The 15147-nt window shown below is 37.6% G+C and carries 15 protein-coding genes; 4 read left to right on the forward strand and 11 right to left on the reverse strand.

Annotation, left to right across the window (positions count from 1 at the left end):
- Positions 1–179: 179 nt before the first annotated feature.
- From Gferi_RS04990 to Gferi_RS05000, 3 genes are all read right to left on the reverse strand, one after another.
- On the reverse strand, positions 180–728 hold the full coding sequence (locus Gferi_RS04990) for a CD3072 family TudS-related putative desulfidase (RefSeq protein WP_069974531.1): 549 nt from the start codon (positions 726–728) through the stop codon (positions 180–182).
- A gap of 447 nt (positions 729–1175) precedes the next feature.
- Positions 1176–2231, reverse strand: coding sequence for a C45 family autoproteolytic acyltransferase/hydolase (locus tag Gferi_RS04995; RefSeq protein WP_069974532.1), 1056 nt, complete (start codon positions 2229–2231; stop codon positions 1176–1178).
- Between the two features lie 282 nt (positions 2232–2513).
- The gene (locus tag Gferi_RS05000; protein WP_069974533.1) at positions 2514–3110 is read right to left on the reverse strand and encodes an LptM family lipoprotein; all 597 of its coding nucleotides are present in this window, start codon (positions 3108–3110) and stop codon (positions 2514–2516) included.
- A gap of 509 nt (positions 3111–3619) precedes the next feature.
- Here Gferi_RS05000 and Gferi_RS05005 point away from each other — a divergent pair.
- A complete protein-coding gene (locus Gferi_RS05005) occupies positions 3620–3808 on the forward strand; it encodes a hypothetical protein (protein WP_069974534.1) in 189 nt (62 codons plus the stop codon).
- A gap of 95 nt (positions 3809–3903) precedes the next feature.
- On the opposite strand, the gene Gferi_RS05010 is transcribed toward Gferi_RS05005, so the two are convergent.
- Together Gferi_RS05010 and Gferi_RS05015 are read right to left on the reverse strand one after the other, a co-directional pair.
- On the reverse strand, positions 3904–5115 hold the full coding sequence (locus Gferi_RS05010) for a M20 metallopeptidase family protein (RefSeq protein ID WP_069974535.1): 1212 nt from the start codon (positions 5113–5115) through the stop codon (positions 3904–3906).
- A gap of 123 nt (positions 5116–5238) precedes the next feature.
- On the reverse strand, positions 5239–6777 hold the full coding sequence (locus Gferi_RS05015) for an AbgT family transporter (protein ID WP_069974536.1): 1539 nt from the start codon (positions 6775–6777) through the stop codon (positions 5239–5241).
- A 191-nt stretch (positions 6778–6968) separates the two neighbouring features.
- Here Gferi_RS05015 and Gferi_RS05020 point away from each other — a divergent pair, with 191 nt between their 5' ends.
- Both Gferi_RS05020 and Gferi_RS29390 read left to right on the forward strand, forming a co-directional pair.
- On the forward strand, positions 6969–7208 hold the full coding sequence (locus Gferi_RS05020; RefSeq protein ID WP_069974537.1) for a helix-turn-helix domain-containing protein: 240 nt from the start codon (positions 6969–6971) through the stop codon (positions 7206–7208).
- Positions 7209–7234: 26 nt separating this feature from the next.
- A complete protein-coding gene (locus Gferi_RS29390; protein WP_169832969.1) occupies positions 7235–7387 on the forward strand; it encodes a helix-turn-helix domain-containing protein in 153 nt (50 codons plus the stop codon).
- A 303-nt stretch (positions 7388–7690) separates the two neighbouring features.
- Here Gferi_RS29390 and Gferi_RS05025 read toward each other — a convergent pair whose 3' ends face one another.
- Together Gferi_RS05025 and Gferi_RS05030 are read right to left on the reverse strand one after the other, a co-directional pair.
- The gene (locus Gferi_RS05025) at positions 7691–8605 is read right to left on the reverse strand and encodes a PHP domain-containing protein (RefSeq protein WP_069974538.1); all 915 of its coding nucleotides are present in this window, start codon (positions 8603–8605) and stop codon (positions 7691–7693) included.
- The gene (locus tag Gferi_RS05030) at positions 8598–9779 is read right to left on the reverse strand and encodes an MFS transporter (protein ID WP_069974539.1); all 1182 of its coding nucleotides are present in this window, start codon (positions 9777–9779) and stop codon (positions 8598–8600) included. The genes Gferi_RS05025 and Gferi_RS05030 overlap by 8 nt, the downstream gene beginning before the upstream one ends.
- A gap of 110 nt (positions 9780–9889) precedes the next feature.
- On the opposite strand from Gferi_RS05030, the gene Gferi_RS05035 reads away from it, so the two are divergent.
- Positions 9890–10783, forward strand: a complete 894-nt coding sequence (locus Gferi_RS05035; protein ID WP_069974540.1) for an AraC family transcriptional regulator — start codon at positions 9890–9892, stop codon at positions 10781–10783.
- 49 nt (positions 10784–10832) lie between these two features.
- On the opposite strand, the gene Gferi_RS05040 is transcribed toward Gferi_RS05035, so the two are convergent.
- The 4 genes from Gferi_RS05040 to Gferi_RS05060 all read right to left on the reverse strand — a co-directional run bounded on the left by Gferi_RS05040 (position 10833) and on the right by Gferi_RS05060 (position 14892).
- On the reverse strand, positions 10833–11327 hold the full coding sequence (locus Gferi_RS05040; protein ID WP_069974541.1) for a GNAT family N-acetyltransferase: 495 nt from the start codon (positions 11325–11327) through the stop codon (positions 10833–10835).
- 390 nt (positions 11328–11717) lie between these two features.
- Positions 11718–13085 (reverse strand): FtsW/RodA/SpoVE family cell cycle protein, encoded by a 1368-nt coding sequence (locus Gferi_RS05050; protein ID WP_069974543.1) that lies wholly within the window; start codon positions 13083–13085, stop codon positions 11718–11720.
- The gene (locus Gferi_RS05055; protein WP_069974544.1) at positions 13072–13419 is read right to left on the reverse strand and encodes a PadR family transcriptional regulator; all 348 of its coding nucleotides are present in this window, start codon (positions 13417–13419) and stop codon (positions 13072–13074) included. The genes Gferi_RS05050 and Gferi_RS05055 overlap by 14 nt, the downstream gene beginning before the upstream one ends.
- 315 nt (positions 13420–13734) lie before the next feature.
- A complete protein-coding gene (locus tag Gferi_RS05060) occupies positions 13735–14892 on the reverse strand; it encodes an iron-containing alcohol dehydrogenase (RefSeq protein ID WP_069974545.1) in 1158 nt (385 codons plus the stop codon).
- Positions 14893–15147: the final 255 nt, after the last annotated feature.

The raw sequence follows: 15147 nt of genomic DNA on the forward strand, positions 1-15147 counted from the left end.
CTCTTTCAGTGTATTTCGGCTGACCTTCCGCATTTTCCACACCTTCGAATTGTACACCAAAGGAATACCCCATAGCGGAGCTTCGAAGATGTGGTACTGCCCCTGCCCTTGACACGTGCTTCCAGCACCTTTATGCAAATGCATTGTTAGGTGACAGCTCAACACTCAGATGGTTTGCCCTATGCATTCAACAGAGTATCAATTGACTCTATTGCCTCATCCATTTTGGAACTCTTAATTCCTACTATGTTCAATTCAATATTCCTGTTCTTTAACGATGTTCTAAGTGCCTTAATGAAAATCCCTTCACCTACAACTTCTTCATCATTTTCTGAAGTAGTGTTTACACCGCAGCTCGGAGATCTATTTATGCCAACAACACCAGAAATCTGGAAACCATGCTTCAAGTATTCTTCAATTTGATAAACCGTGTTCTCAACAAGTCTATCGATAGTTTGCAGTTGTTCATCCTTGAGCAGTTCTTTTCTTATCCTTGTATTTTCAACAACAACAGGTCGCTCTGCACCTTTGATGTCGCCACGATCAAGCCCTAAACACATCAATTCAGGGCATGGCATCTGTACAACACCTACTTTTGCTTCCATCAGTCTTTTTACAATTTCCTCATTTGTACCTGGAAAGTCAGCTGTTCCATCAGAGATTGAATTTTGATTTAGAACGCAATGACATACGAATACTATTTTTTTACTTCTTACATCGTTGAACATAAAGCACCTCTCATCCTTTATTTTTGTATCTTAAGTTCTCTGTTTTTTCCCTGTTGTGCTGTTCACCTAACTTCCCGCATTCCCACCGTCGTCGAGTTGAGCCCTATAGCCTTACCTCTGAGTGGTGCTAACCCTGCTTAACGGTACAAGCAGAGACTTTCTTCATGACTGCACTTCTTGCGCCCCTATGGAAATGCATGTTAGTTGATCCTACAACCTAACTCATTTTGTTATGGTACATTTGGAAGAAACATCGAAATAGTCATTAATAGGCTTCTTTCACAGTTTACATATTATAAGAAGAATGTGTCACAACAGGGTCGCGGGTTTGCGAAGTTGATTTGGAGGACGAGTGATCTTCTTGTCCGGAAAAGCAATTTCCCAAACCTGCTGTTAGGCGATGTAGGACGCGACCCGCGGTGTTATTATCATTTTTTGTTTTGTCTTCTAAAACTCATACCGTACATATTCATACTCACAGGGGTGGCCAGCGGCTATATATATTGCCCCTTCAGCTGGAACCATGATAAACGAAGCAACTGTTGTCGATGATGTTGGGACCGTGGGATTAAAGTGGCGGCATATGGAATCGGGATGGTGGTCGTGATCGGCCAGGATTTTCATAATGATTTCAGTATTTATGTGACCATAATGCTGGTCCAATAAACTGCGAATTCTGTCTAAGCGATGGTAGCTGTCGGGCTGTAATTGCAGTGCAGTGTCCACTTCCTTGAAACGTTCTGTAAGATAATGATTTGAATGCAACAACATATCCCTTTCTGGGTATAGAAGTTCAAAATCGTTATGAATACTCTCAATACCGGACATATGCCCGTTTATGTCCGCTAAATGATAGTAGCCAAGGCCACGGACAACTTGTTTAAGAATATCTATGGCATCGTGGATATTTTTTTCTCTCATCACTCGGGGAAGATAACAGCCTACTGGAATATTAAATGAGTAGTCTTGACCTATGGTAGCATTTGCGCATATACCGATTCCGGCAGATGAAAGTGTGAATTCACTGGAGTTTGAAAAGCTTAATATGAATTGTACGAGGCCATTGGCATGATGAATTTTTAATAAATCTATCGGTGTTCCAGGCAAAAAATCTATGTTTTGCCCCAGAATGGTTTTCCCGTCTTGTGTTGCCTTTCCTGTTGCCGCAAAGGAGGTGCACAAGCCTGAAATATTGTTGTAGTAGAAAGTAAGCTCATTAAAGCACTTCTGAGTAAATATTTCTTCCAAACTAAGCCCGGTAGCGTCAGCCTGCCCCCGCATTATTTCAACCAGATAAGGATCAAACTCTTGAACTGCAGGGAGAAACTTCATAGCATTGGAGACGACCTCTTTCTTTGAGGCTTTGTAAAAAAGCGCCATACTATTGCAAATGTTCTCCGAGATTTTTAAAATGTTTTCTTTACAACCTTCCCCCCACTGCCGGCCGATTTCATAGGGAGTACCCCGGCACTCAATTAGTTTAAACTCTTTAGCATTTTTCATTAGGTTTTCTCCTTTCTTTTTGACGGCTCGGGTTAACACCCTAGAGCTACGTCCTATCTCGCCTAACGTCCCCGCACTCAAGATGTTTCTCAGCCTTAGATAACTCTTATCTTGGGCTGAGAAATTTGCTTTGCCTTCTTCGAAGATATTACCCCAAACAGCCAAAGTGAACTTGAGTGCATTGTTAGGCGGCGGACTATGGCCCTCGGGGCAAGAGCAGCACGGATGCTGCGGCCTTATAAAAACATCTTCATCCTATTACTTTGTGAAATTGTCAATAACTTACTTAGAAATGAAATCGTCTATGTTGTCTATTCTAATATCAATATAGTTGTCTAAATTATTTGCTTTTACCAAGCGAATGTACATGGGCTTTTCATCTATGCTACCACCACCAATAAGCAGATAATAATTTTTATCAATATCATAGTGTCGAATATATAATCCACTGCCAATATCAATGCTATGATATTTTTCAAAATCTTCCCACGAAAGTTCATTACCCTTTTTAGATAATTCTATTACTTTTTCTAAGGATAATTTGTCTGTTTCTTTTCTGAAAAATTGCCATTCATTATTTATCATAACAACAATACCATCATCACAATAAGCATATGCTGCACCAACACAGCCAAAATTACTTTGACCATTTTGAGTAGGAATTTCCGAACCATCAACTTCCGAAGTAATTGTACCTATAATAGCCGAATCATCTATTTCAACTGGCATTTTCTCACCCGTATCCAGATAAAGCTGTTCTTCAACCATTACCATAGGGATTCTATCCCATAACATTTTCTCTTCAACTTCCTTATTTCCACAAGCAGTTATTGCTATAATCAAGAATAATATAAGAACCAAACTCAGAATTTTTTTCATCTACATTACCTCCAAATCCTGATTTATCTTCATGTTATATAAATAATCATTGATTCACAACATCAAACAAATGTGAATTATCAAAGCGCTTAAGATGTTCTTCCATAATCCGCAGCAGGACGCCGCGACCTTTGCGTATGGTTTCAGAGCTCTCATGGCCTAACAGTTCCTGTATAAATTATTCTACATTTAGCTACTATTTCCTTCATTTTTCATACAAATTTTTACAGTCTATCCCAATCCTTCCACTGCTACGGCTTTTACAATATAAAGGGGCAGGGACTTGTCTGTTCGTGAAGGTATTTATCCTATAGCAACCCTGTCTCCGTCTTCTTTATGTTGATGTATAAAAAAGCCGTTTAACACCGTAGACTAGCTCTTACCGTCAAAATCCTAGACCTTTCATCTATCTATATCGATAAAGGCTCAATTCAAACTGAATGGTTTGGTATGACTTGCGATCTCTTAGTAAAAACCATAAATCAAGTTTGGTATCGTAATAAAAGACAATGGCTGTATCCATTGTCGTTACGGTACTTGGTGTCTATGGTGGTTTTAGGGAAGTAGCTTCAGATAAGGTAAAAATGCTGCAAACCTTTGGTGCCGCAAGATTACAGATCCTACAGAAAGTCATCATTCCTGCCACTATTCCGACAATCGGCAGTACGAATAGGCTGCTTTTTCAAGCAGCCTATTGATCTGGAAAAATAATATTTTCATTCGTTTAAGACAATGGAATAATTCTCTCAAAAAAGGAGATCACAAGTTAAGTGCTTGGCATTTTTCGAAACAGCTAGATAACCGTCGCTAGACTTTTGCTGCTTTCACAAAAATCCAGTGCTGCTTGTACCATCAATGCTACTCCTATCGGCAGGGCTTTTTCATCCGGATTGAATTTTGGATTATGAATAGGTGCGGCTTCCTCAAAAGGAATTGTTCTGTCTCTGCAGCCCAACCAAAAATAAGCTGAAGGAACCTTTGTGGCAAAGAAGGCAAAGTCTTCTCCTCCAAGGGCTGATGTGGGAGCAATAAGTGCATCATTTCCCAGCACATGCTGCATGGCCCTAAATACGAGATTTGTCATATGGGAATCATTGATTGTTGGCGGATAGCCTTTTACATATTTAAAGGCATATTCTCCTCCCATCGCTGAGGTAACTCCCTTTATTAGGTTTTCTATTCTCTTTGGCATGGCATTTCGGATATCTGGATCAACCGTTCTAACGGTACCCTCTAATTGCACTTTATCGGCAATTACATTATATTTCGTACCTCCATAGATTTTGCAGATGGAAATGACTGCCGCGTCTAATGGGCCTATGTTTCTAGCTACTATGGATTGTAGGACAGAAACAACATTTGAGGCGATAGCAACGCTATCGATGCCGTTTTCCGGTTGGGAACCATGACTGCTTTTTCCCTTTATGCTTATAAAGATTCTATCGGAGGCACCCATAATAGTGCCTGTTTTTATGGCAGCTGTCCCTGTTTGTAATTGGGGCCAAACATGGAGGGCCAGCATGGCATCCACTTTGGGGTTTTCTAAAACGCCATCATCGATCATTCCTGGTGCTCCCCCGACAGGGTTGTTCTCTTCTGCCGGCTGAAAGATGAATTTGATGGTTCCTTTTAGTTCTTCCTTGAGTTCTGTCAAAACATGGGCACAACCTAATAGGATGGCGGTATGCATATCATGACCACAGGCATGCATCACATCTTTGTTGACTGAGGAGAATGCTAATCCTGTCTCTTCCTGTATTGGTAAGGCATCCATATCCGCCCTCAAGGCAAGTACTTTTCCTTTTTCTCTCCCGCTTAAGATACCAACAACCCCTGTTTTGCCAACATTTCTTTTGACCTCCATCCCTAAGCCCTCTAAAACCTCTGCTACTTTTTCAGCCGTTCTTTTTTCTTGATAGGCTAACTCCGGATGTTGATGAAAATCTCTTCTATACTTTATTATTAATTCTTCATATTTTTTCGTTAATTCTTGTATTTCCTTCATCTGTTTTTCTCCCCTTTATTGTACTTGCTGTATCTTATTTTTCTTTTATTTTTCTCTCCTATGTATTTTATCTCTTTTGTATTTCAATCCCATGCCTGCCGTCTTTTTCTCGGTAGAAGGTATTTACATAAATATACTGCTTCCAGGTCCTAGTGGTAAAGCTAGCAGGAACCAAATGATTAGTTGCAGAATCCATACTGCACCAAAGACTAATGTGTAGGGTAATATATAGGACATGGCTGTTCCAACCCCCGCACTGTCATCGTATTTTTTCATAAAGCCCAGTAGTATTGGAAAATAGGGAAACAAAGGCGTAATGGCATTGGTGGTAGAGTCCCCTATTCTATAGGCTAGCTGGGCAAAGGATGGCGAATAGTCGAGCATCATAAACATGGGGACAAATACGGGTGCCAGTAGTGCCCATTTTGCGGAACCGCTTCCTATAAATATGTTGATGATGGTACTGATGATTAAAACCCCAATGATCATGGGAAGCCCTGTGAAGTTTAAGGCTGACAATGCCTTTGTCAAGGTAACAGATATCACCATACCCAGGTTTGTCCAATTAAAGTAGTTAACAAACTGTGCAATAACAAATACTAAAACAATGTATCCGGCCATTCCCTTCATTGCATTGGCCATCAGTCTTGGGATATCTGCTTCGGACCGTATGGCACCAACTGCTTTTCCGTAGGCAATACCTGCAATGACAAACCATAGGAAAATAAAAGGAACGATTCCACTAATAAAAGGAGAGGGAATGATGGTGCCATTATCACTTCTAAGGGGTGAGTTTTTGGGAATGAGGCTGATGATCATAAGTCCCCAGTAAACCAAGGTGACAATACCGGCCTTCCTCAATCCGGTTTTTTCTGCTTTTGTTATTTCTAAATTTTGGTCTTCTTTTATGGTACCTTTGGAGATATAGTCTCCTGCTAAGGGAATGACATATTTATTGGTTACCCATACTCCAGCAAAGGTTAGGATGAGGGTAGATGCAACCATAAAGTAGTAGTTGACAGTCGGGTTAACGGTGATGTTTGGATCTATGATTTTTGCAGCTTCTTCTGTTATACCGGCTAATAGAGCATCTGTCCCTGCAATCAATAGGTTGGCAGAAAAACCTGCACAGGCGGCTGCATAACCTGCAGCAATCCCCACAAGCGGATTACGTTTTGTGGCATAAAAAATGGCTCCTGCTATGGAGGGGACGATGACTGCTGCTGCATCAGAGGCAATGTTACCGCAAATACCTACTAAGAAAATACTAATTAGCAGCATTCTGTCACTGGCCCCAACCATGAATTTTTTCATAAAGGCTGTCATAAGTCCTGCTTCTTCTGCCATCCCTACCCCCAGCATCATGGTTAATACCAGCCCAAGAGGTGCAAAATCCGAAAAGTTTTTGACCATGTTTAGAATCATGTAACGAATGCCTTCTGCACTCATGAGACTTTTTACTATAACTTCTTCTCCGCTGGTGGGATGTTGTACCGATAGCTCCATTCTTGCTGCAATAAAAGAGATTGCAATAACGGCTGCACATAGCAGGATAAATAGGGTAAAGGGATGGGGTAATTTATTTCCCGCCCTTTCTACGCCATCTAAAATCCGGTAAAAAAATGTCTTTTTTTCTGTACCTTTCACACCTGACATTACCATAGTTTTTTAACCTTCCTTTCCAAAATATGTATTGTATGAATAATTTGGAAAAAGTAAAATGTAAGTCGACTTTTTATAACGATATATCGTTATAAATTATAATATAGTTCGTTTTAGTTGTCAACGATATGTCGGTAATTCTTTTATTGGTATTTTGTTATACTTTTTAAAAAAGTGTTAAGAGGTGTATTATGACTATAAAAAAGGCAATTTCTCAAAGAATATTGCAACTATGTGAGGAAAATAATATAACTCTAAATAAACTATCTACAATGGCGGGTATAACCCAATCAACTCTCAACGATGTTGTCCATGGCAAAAGCAAAAATCCTACTGTTAAGACCATATATTACATTTGCTTTGGTTTAGGGATTGAGATGAAAGATTTCTTTGACTCTGATTTATTTCATAACTTAACTGATAATGACTAGAAAAAACAGGTATAACTGAGGCTGGTTTGTCACGACATGAAAATAATCTTAGAGAACCAAAAGCTGAAATAGTAACTAAAATTTCACGGGCTTTAGGCTGCTCTACTGATTATCTTTTAGGGAGTATCGATGTGAAAAATCAGATTGTATTACAGAAAGGCAGTTTAGAAAAAAAATAATATTAATTATAGAAATTATAAAGAAATCGAAAATAAACTCTTAAGAAGGCTTATAGATGAGAAGATTATTCATGAAGAAGAACCTCTTTCTGAAGAAGCATTGGACAAGATCATCAAATACGGCGTTGACGCAGCTGTGGAAATACTGAGACTGAAAAAAATGCACCAAAATAATAAGCCTGACTAGGAAACAATTAGATCAAGTACCTATCGCCTATAGCTTTTTGAACGGTGCCCGATTTGCTAGACGCACAGGAGTCATTACCTAATTCTTGTGTGTCTAGCAAATCGGGCATCGTTCAGTCATTTATCTATGTCTAAGATAAAGTACTTTTTCAAACTACTTATTAACTCATTCTCGGAAATTAAACACCCATGTTGTCCTAATGAAATGGTAGGTTTTGTTTTTCCGTGAAAATCACTTCCGCAAGTAACAAATAGTTTAAAATCCTTAGCCTCTCTAAAAAAATGAAAAGCTTGTGATGGTGTATGGTAACTACTAAAAGCTTCTATTCCATCTATTCCTGTACATATAAGGGGATGTAACAGATCGTAATGATCTTTCAGGTTTACATTTGGATGTGCCAAGACCGCTTTCCCGCCATTTCGGTGAATAATATTTACTACGTCTTCTAAAGGAGGGTACTCAATTTTAACATAACAAGATTTCCCCTGTGAATAATAGTCCCAATAAAAATTAACATAGGGATTATTGCTTTTTACACCACCTGAACGATAAGGACGTAATAATGGATGATTATTGTATTCAGGCTTATTCAGTAATACTTCGGCAAACATCTCACCGGTCCAACTTCCCTGCCAAAAATTATTCTTTGAAACTTCCCACATATCATTTTCTGTTATGCGAAAACCTAACGCTTGAGTTTCCGCAAGCATTTTCAAAGAAGCATCAAAGCTTTGATCATCAATATTTTTTTCAATTCTAACAAAGTCACTATTCTGATAGTCAATATCATAGCCAAGTACATGAAAATTTTTGTTTTGGAAAACGCAATCAATTTCTATACCGGGAATATAACTAATTCCCTTTTTCTTAGCTGCCCTTTGTGCTTCAGCATTTGCCCGAACCGTATTATGATCTGTAATAGACATAGCCTGAATACCACTTGCAACACATTTCTCCACCAACTCTGTTGGTGTGAATTCACCATCATCGCTGTACCTACTGTGCATATGTAAATCAATCGAATTATTCATTTACTGTCCTCCTATCTGAATGAGACTTGCGGTTACAATATTCAATCAGTAAAATCATTGCGACAGTAAACATCAACTGAAACAGCGGGAAAATTGTAATACTGATTTTCTCGGTTAATAATCCAATCAAGGGAGGAGAAAAGGTGCTACCAATGTAGGCACACGCCATCTGTAAGCCCATCATCGATTGAGAAGCATTTTTACCAAAGCGTTCCGGAGTCTGATGCAATAAGCTAGGATAGATTGGCGCACAACCAAGGCCAATCAATATCAGTCCGGTAGACATGACTGTGCGATTTATAGAAACAAATAATAATGCTACACCAAGTATTATCAGTCCCTGTCCTAACCGTATCATACCTTTCGTATTTAATTTTAAGGTAAGTAGTCCACTAAGAAAGCGTCCTCCTGTAATACCGAGATAAAACAAAGAAATGAACGAAGCTGCAGCCTCTGAAGTAATACCTTTTTTCAAGACCATATAACTGCTTCCCCACAACCCTGTCACCTGTTCTAAAGAGCAGTAGCAAAACAAAGCAATTAAAGTCTGCTTGGCACCGGGGAGTCCGATAAGCTGTTTGTATTTTAAAGACGAAGAGGCATTATGTTTATCTTCCTTTTGGTCAAGGTTCTTTTTCCACAATGGCAGCGAAAAAAGAAGTATTGCAGTTAAAGCAATCTGGATCAAAGAAATCGTGCGATAACCATAATGCCAGCCTAAATTCCCTGTTAAACTTACCCCCATAATATAGGGACCAAGGGTAGCGCCTATACCCCAGAAACAATGAAGCCAGCTCATGTGCTTTGCTTTATAGTGCAACGCAACAAAGTTATTCAACACGGCATCTACTGAACCTGCTCCTAATCCATAGGGAACGGCCCATATACATAGCGATACAAATGCATGTGAAATAGAAAAGCCAAACAGCGCCGTTGCCGTCGTTCCCACGCTGATAGCTGTTATCCATCCTGTCCCAATTTTTCGGACTAACCGATCACTCAGTAAACTGGAAATGATAGTACACCCAGCTATAATCATAGATATGATTCCAGCATATGATATTGGCACTTTAAGTCCTAAATACATACTAGGCCAGGCAGAGCCTAGAAGAGAATCCGGCAGCCCTAGACTGATAAAAGTAATATAGATAATTACAAGCAATAATTGAAACATCTTTTTCTCCTTACGTTTTATTTTTTATTATAATAATATCGTCTTAATAATCTTGATACAATTAGATTTTGGACGTATAATATAAGAATATCGACAAAGGAGATATTCGTATGGCACTTCAAAAATGCGGATTAAACCTTAACAGGAATGGAAGGGAGCTTCAGCCACATGGTACATTTGATTTTCCATGTGCCGGATATTGTTCACAACATACAGAAAGTGCTGACGACGTTATCCCATGGCATTGGCATGAGGAAATGGAGATTATATATTTGCTGTCGGGTCAACTGAAACTGAAAGTACCAGGAAAGACATTTCGCTTACAACAAGGCGAAGCTATTTTTATTAACTCCAATATATTGCATTTTGCAGCAGCAGAAATGCATTGTGAGATTCATTCTTTGGTTTTTCACCCTACTCTTATCACTGGCCAAGATAAATCTGTATTCGCTCAGAAATATATCACTCCCCTTGTCAATTGTGTGGCTCTTGACAGCTGCCACATAGCTCTTGCTTTTAATTGGGGAAAAAATATAATAACTGATTTTATTCATACATTTGAAGCGATCGCTTTCGAACCAACAGGATATGAATTTACAATCAGAGAGAATTTATCGCATATATGCCTCACTCTGTATCAGCAATATGAGCAAGAAATAAAAAAGTGGAATACCGAACTTAATCAAGATAGCACCCGCATTCGAAAAATGCTGGACTTTATACATGAACATTATTCAGAAGACTTGACATTGGCACAAATTGCAAAATCGGCAGATATAGGAGAACGCGAATGTCTACGATGTTTCCAGCGAGGAATACAGATTTCTCCCATACAGTACTTAATAAAATATCGGGTGATGCAGGGCGCTACTATGCTTTTGCAAACTCCCAACAGTAGTATTTCAGAAATTTCCATTCAATGTGGTTTTGACAGTCCCAGTAATTTTTCACAAATGTTTAAACGTTTTTTTAAATGTACTCCCAGAAATTATAGAAAACGATAAAAATGAATTTATATATCAAAATGGTTGTGTATTCGCTGTGAATTATACATTAACCGATTTCCTTTCCCATATACACAACACTAAAATACTTATTAAACTTCTTTCCTATATTTTTGAGCCGACCATATTCAACAAACCCATTTTTCTCATGAAATTTAATACTGCAGATATTCTCTGATGAAATATCTGCTAATAATTTTTTGATACCTCTTTTTTTCGCTTCAACTTCAAGTTTTTCTAAGGCAAGAGTACCAACCCCTTTACCCGTATAATCAGGATGAATAAAATACATTATTTCAGCTACTTCTGAAAATGTAGAATAAGACCCATAAGGTTCTAATAAGCAAAACCCAACAACTCCATTTTGACTATTTTTAATAGCGTATCCACAATGAACCTCTGAATCGTCTATAAATTTTAGAAAATGTTCATTTTTAACAGCTTCTTCTCTATAAGCAGCAAATGTTTCTTCAATATAATAGTTTAAAATGCTAACAACAGCTTCTTGATGTTCAAGTTTTAAATTTTCAAATGTAAAGTTCATTAAATATTCCTCCTATTGAATTGATATTTTTATTTGGAACCGCGGGCGTATTTAACAGTTATATTATCCCACATATACAATTATTTGGATATGAAATAAACAATTTAAATTATTTACTACATATAGACACAATTTTTCAGATGCATGTCCTGTCTCTAAGTTCTCAGAGTTCTGAACTATGCCCGATTTTCCGGACACACAAGAATTAGGTAATAAGTTCTGTGTTCCCGGAAAATCGGGCATAGTTCACCTGCTTGTAATCATAACGAAATTTCCAATCCCTACAAGAGCTGCTACAATATTAGACTTGCTTATGACCAGTGTAATCATCCTAGCTATCCTTGCAACGGCCATGTATCAAGGGCATGTCTATTTTAATCATTTTTATTACTACTTACTCTTCAAGTTTATAATTATTTTGCCATCATTGACTTCAAACAAATTATTCTTTCTTCTCATTGTTATCGTATTATCCCGAACTAAATAGCCTGATTTAAACACTGAAAGCATTATTCCAATTAGAATCATATTTATTATTGTACCTGTTGTATCATAAGAAATAAGTGGCAACGTCAGTGGAGAATATAGTGGAAACCCTAAATTAAATACTACATAAAGTACAACCTGAATTGTAAAAGTTATCAAAACAGATGTAGATACCAATTTTCCCAAAACACTTTTTTGCTTAGAACAAAGCCTTAAAAAACGAATGATTAATGTCAAAATAACTGTCATTATGATAATAAACGAAATCCAGCCAAACTCATGAATTAAATATGTTAACAAACTATTAGTATGTATTTGCGGCAATACCGCTTTAACGCCATTAGAATACGTCAATTCTCCTTGGTCAAAAAATTTAGCTCCTTTAATTATATCTTTTATTATTGCTCCTAAATATCCTCCACCCATCGGATCGAGAGACGGATTAAAAGCATGTCGTAGTCTGTTCAAACGATAAGGTTTAGAAATATATATATAAATATTAGTCATCGCTATAATAACAGTTGGTATGTAAACCAGCAACATCGCTTTTAACTTATTGACATAAAACCATCCCTTTAAAATAGCTAATGTTATTAATATAAGGCAAGCCACCGAATATAAAATGGCGCTTGATAAACTTGGGATAAGCCTACCTATAAATATAGGTACAACTACATACCCTCCGCTCAAAATAATTCCCAGGTACCCTTTAGATCTCATGCTGTAAATTATTCCTGCAAAAGCTGTTGGAAAAAGCAATAATATAAACTCAACATGCTGATATCGTCCATTGACCGCCGGCGATACGATCATAATTCCAATTGTTATGGCAAGAATACTAAAATAGAAGGCTCTAGGGTATTTCCCTATAGTTGTAAAATCTAAAAAATAGACAATTATCATACATCCTATACCGAGTATTATGCTAATGATACTCTTATTCAGTATCCACTGCATATCAAAATCATAGCTAATAAATATTCTAATAGCAAGCCCCATCAAAAGTGTAATACCAGTTAATATAATTATGCTCCATTCAATTTTGGGTCTATGGGTTCTATCGAATTCTGATCCAACAAGAATTGGGTCCCCCATCTCCGCTATTGCTCTTTCTGTTGCTGTTTCTTCATCTAATCCATTAACTACAAATGCATTCTTTTGATCAATAATATGATCTTCAATTTCTTTTGAAATGACCTCATGGGCCTTTTTCCATCTTATTTGCTCACAAACAGCCTTTAGGTACTCACTTATTTTACTAGATTGTTTCAAAATTTTTACCTCCTTGCAAAACCTGATTAACAGCAGAAATATAAGCTTGCCATTCGTTTTTTTTCTCAGAGAGCATTCCCTTGCCTTTTTTGGTGATGCTATAATATTTTCTCACCCTTGCACTATCTACATTTTCCTCATAAGAGCTTATCATTTCCTGCTCCTCGAGGGTATGCAACAAGGGATAAAGTGTCCCCGCCTTTAACGAAAATGTATTATCTGATCTTTTTGCAAGTTCTTCAATCATCTGATATCCATACATATCCTGATCTTCAAGTAATTTTAATATCAGCATTGTTGTGCTACCGGTCAGCAAACTTTTGTTAATAGTCATAACTCCCTCTCCTTTCTATATATAGATGATCTATATATAAATTATATGTAGATCATCTATATATGTCAACAACAAATCAAATAAAAAAGATGCGATCTAATTTAAATGGTATACTTTAGCACTTCTTCCAAAAATAGAAGAAGCCCCCTGTGATTTTTCATCAGAAGAGGCAGTTGTTTAAAAATGCTATTATATTTGTTTAGTCAAGGACCATATTAGAGTACTCTAATTTGTAAAAATTAAGTATACATAAGCTATCATATTTTTAACCGGTGTCAACTATATTGCAAAAAAAGTTCACTTTTTTCTCAAATATTAGTCCCCATCCGTATATGCCTTGTTAAATAGCATAACATAGGCATCTTTAGTTATTTCTCTTGGATTGCTCTCATTAGAACCATTTTTTACAGACATTTCTGCTAACAGTTCAAAATCCTCAGGATTCACATTCAATGACTTTATCCCTGGTAAACCTATTTTCTTTGACAAGTTTTTAATATGTTCTATGCCTTTCATCGCGGCTTTAAAATCATCTTTTTCTTCTATACCCATAGCTCTCGCTATCCTGGCATATTTAAATTCTGCTGCGGACAGGCTGTACTCCATCACATAAGGGAGCAGTATGGCATTGCACATGCCATGAGGTGCATCGTAAATACTGCCCAGTGCTTCTGCCATACAGTGCACGGACGCAACATCCGCATGACTAAAAGATAATCCGGCCAAAAGGCTTCCCATCATCATTTTATCCCTGGCTTCTATATTTCCACCATTCTTAACAGCTTCCACAATGTTTTGGGATATGTATTCAACTGCATATAAGCCTACGGCTTCAGCAATAGGTTCCGTGCAGTTTGCTGTATAGCCTTCTATCGCATGGGTTAACGCATCTACACCCGTAGCAGCTGTAATACTAGGTGGAACCGTCAGCGTAAGTTCAGGGTCTATTATTGCTGTTTTGGCTGCTATTGCCGTACTTTTTATCGTAAATTTAAACTTTTCCTGTGTATCTGTTATAACCGAAGAAAAGGTTACCTCACTGCCAGTGCCAGCTGTTGTAGGGATGGTTAGTAAAGGCAGGCAATCATCTTTGATTTTCCCCTTTCCCTGATAATTCCTTGCCTTTCCGCCTTGCTTTGCTAAAACGGCTACCGCTTTTGCGGCATCTATTGGACTTCCACCGCCAAAGGCTACTAAGGTATCAATGGATTCCTCTTTAGCTTTTTGCGCACATGCTTCTACATTATAATCCTTTGGATTTGCCTCAATTTCATCATATAGGATGAAGTTCATACCTTCTTTTTCAATGATTTCCGTAATCTTTTTTACCATGCCTGCATTCACAAGACCTTTATCCGTTATTATCATTATCTTTTTTGCTTTTAATAAGGCCAGTTCTTCCCCTAATACTTTAATGATGCCTGCACCGTATCTTATCTTTGTGGGTAATATAAAATCAAAAAGACCAATCATTTTTTCTCCTCCCCCTTATTTTATATTATTATTGACATCTGTGGATCTAGAAAACAGGAGCTAATATTGTTTCAGATACTACTCTTCCAAAACAACTAAACTGAATCATTATAATATTCTAATTATAATATAACAGAAATAGTAAACGTAATATAGGTACTCCTGAACAAAATAACCTGGTAATAAAAAACTTACAGAACACCCCCATACCGCCTTCCTTTTATCATACTAAAAGTCGAAATATAGTAAATTTGA

The organism is Geosporobacter ferrireducens, assembly GCF_001750685.1.
GTDB classification, from domain to species: Bacteria; Bacillota; Clostridia; order Peptostreptococcales; family Thermotaleaceae; genus Geosporobacter; species Geosporobacter ferrireducens.

What these genes read in the sequence shown, in the direction of transcription:
- Gferi_RS05055 (WP_069974544.1), bottom strand. Translation starts at nt 13,419, where the DNA reads ATGACTATTAACAAAAGTTTGCTGACCGGTAGCACAACAATGCTGATA.
- Gferi_RS05015 (WP_069974536.1), bottom strand. Translation starts at nt 6,777, where the DNA reads ATGGTAATGTCAGGTGTGAAAGGTACAGAAAAAAAGACATTTTTTTAC.
- Gferi_RS05020 (WP_069974537.1), top strand. Translation starts at nt 6,969, where the DNA reads ATGACTATAAAAAAGGCAATTTCTCAAAGAATATTGCAACTATGTGAG.
- Gferi_RS04990 (WP_069974531.1), bottom strand. Translation starts at nt 728, where the DNA reads ATGTTCAACGATGTAAGAAGTAAAAAAATAGTATTCGTATGTCATTGC.
- Gferi_RS05040 (WP_069974541.1), bottom strand. Translation starts at nt 11,327, where the DNA reads ATGAACTTTACATTTGAAAATTTAAAACTTGAACATCAAGAAGCTGTT.
- Gferi_RS05030 (WP_069974539.1), bottom strand. Translation starts at nt 9,779, where the DNA reads ATGTTTCAATTATTGCTTGTAATTATCTATATTACTTTTATCAGTCTA.
- Gferi_RS05025 (WP_069974538.1), bottom strand. Translation starts at nt 8,605, where the DNA reads ATGAATAATTCGATTGATTTACATATGCACAGTAGGTACAGCGATGAT.
- Gferi_RS05010 (WP_069974535.1), bottom strand. Translation starts at nt 5,115, where the DNA reads ATGAAGGAAATACAAGAATTAACGAAAAAATATGAAGAATTAATAATA.
- Gferi_RS05005 (WP_069974534.1), top strand. Translation starts at nt 3,620, where the DNA reads ATGGCTGTATCCATTGTCGTTACGGTACTTGGTGTCTATGGTGGTTTT.
- Gferi_RS05060 (WP_069974545.1), bottom strand. Translation starts at nt 14,892, where the DNA reads ATGATTGGTCTTTTTGATTTTATATTACCCACAAAGATAAGATACGGT.
- Gferi_RS05000 (WP_069974533.1), bottom strand. Translation starts at nt 3,110, where the DNA reads ATGAAAAAAATTCTGAGTTTGGTTCTTATATTATTCTTGATTATAGCA.
- Gferi_RS05035 (WP_069974540.1), top strand. Translation starts at nt 9,890, where the DNA reads ATGGCACTTCAAAAATGCGGATTAAACCTTAACAGGAATGGAAGGGAG.
- Gferi_RS04995 (WP_069974532.1), bottom strand. Translation starts at nt 2,231, where the DNA reads ATGAAAAATGCTAAAGAGTTTAAACTAATTGAGTGCCGGGGTACTCCC.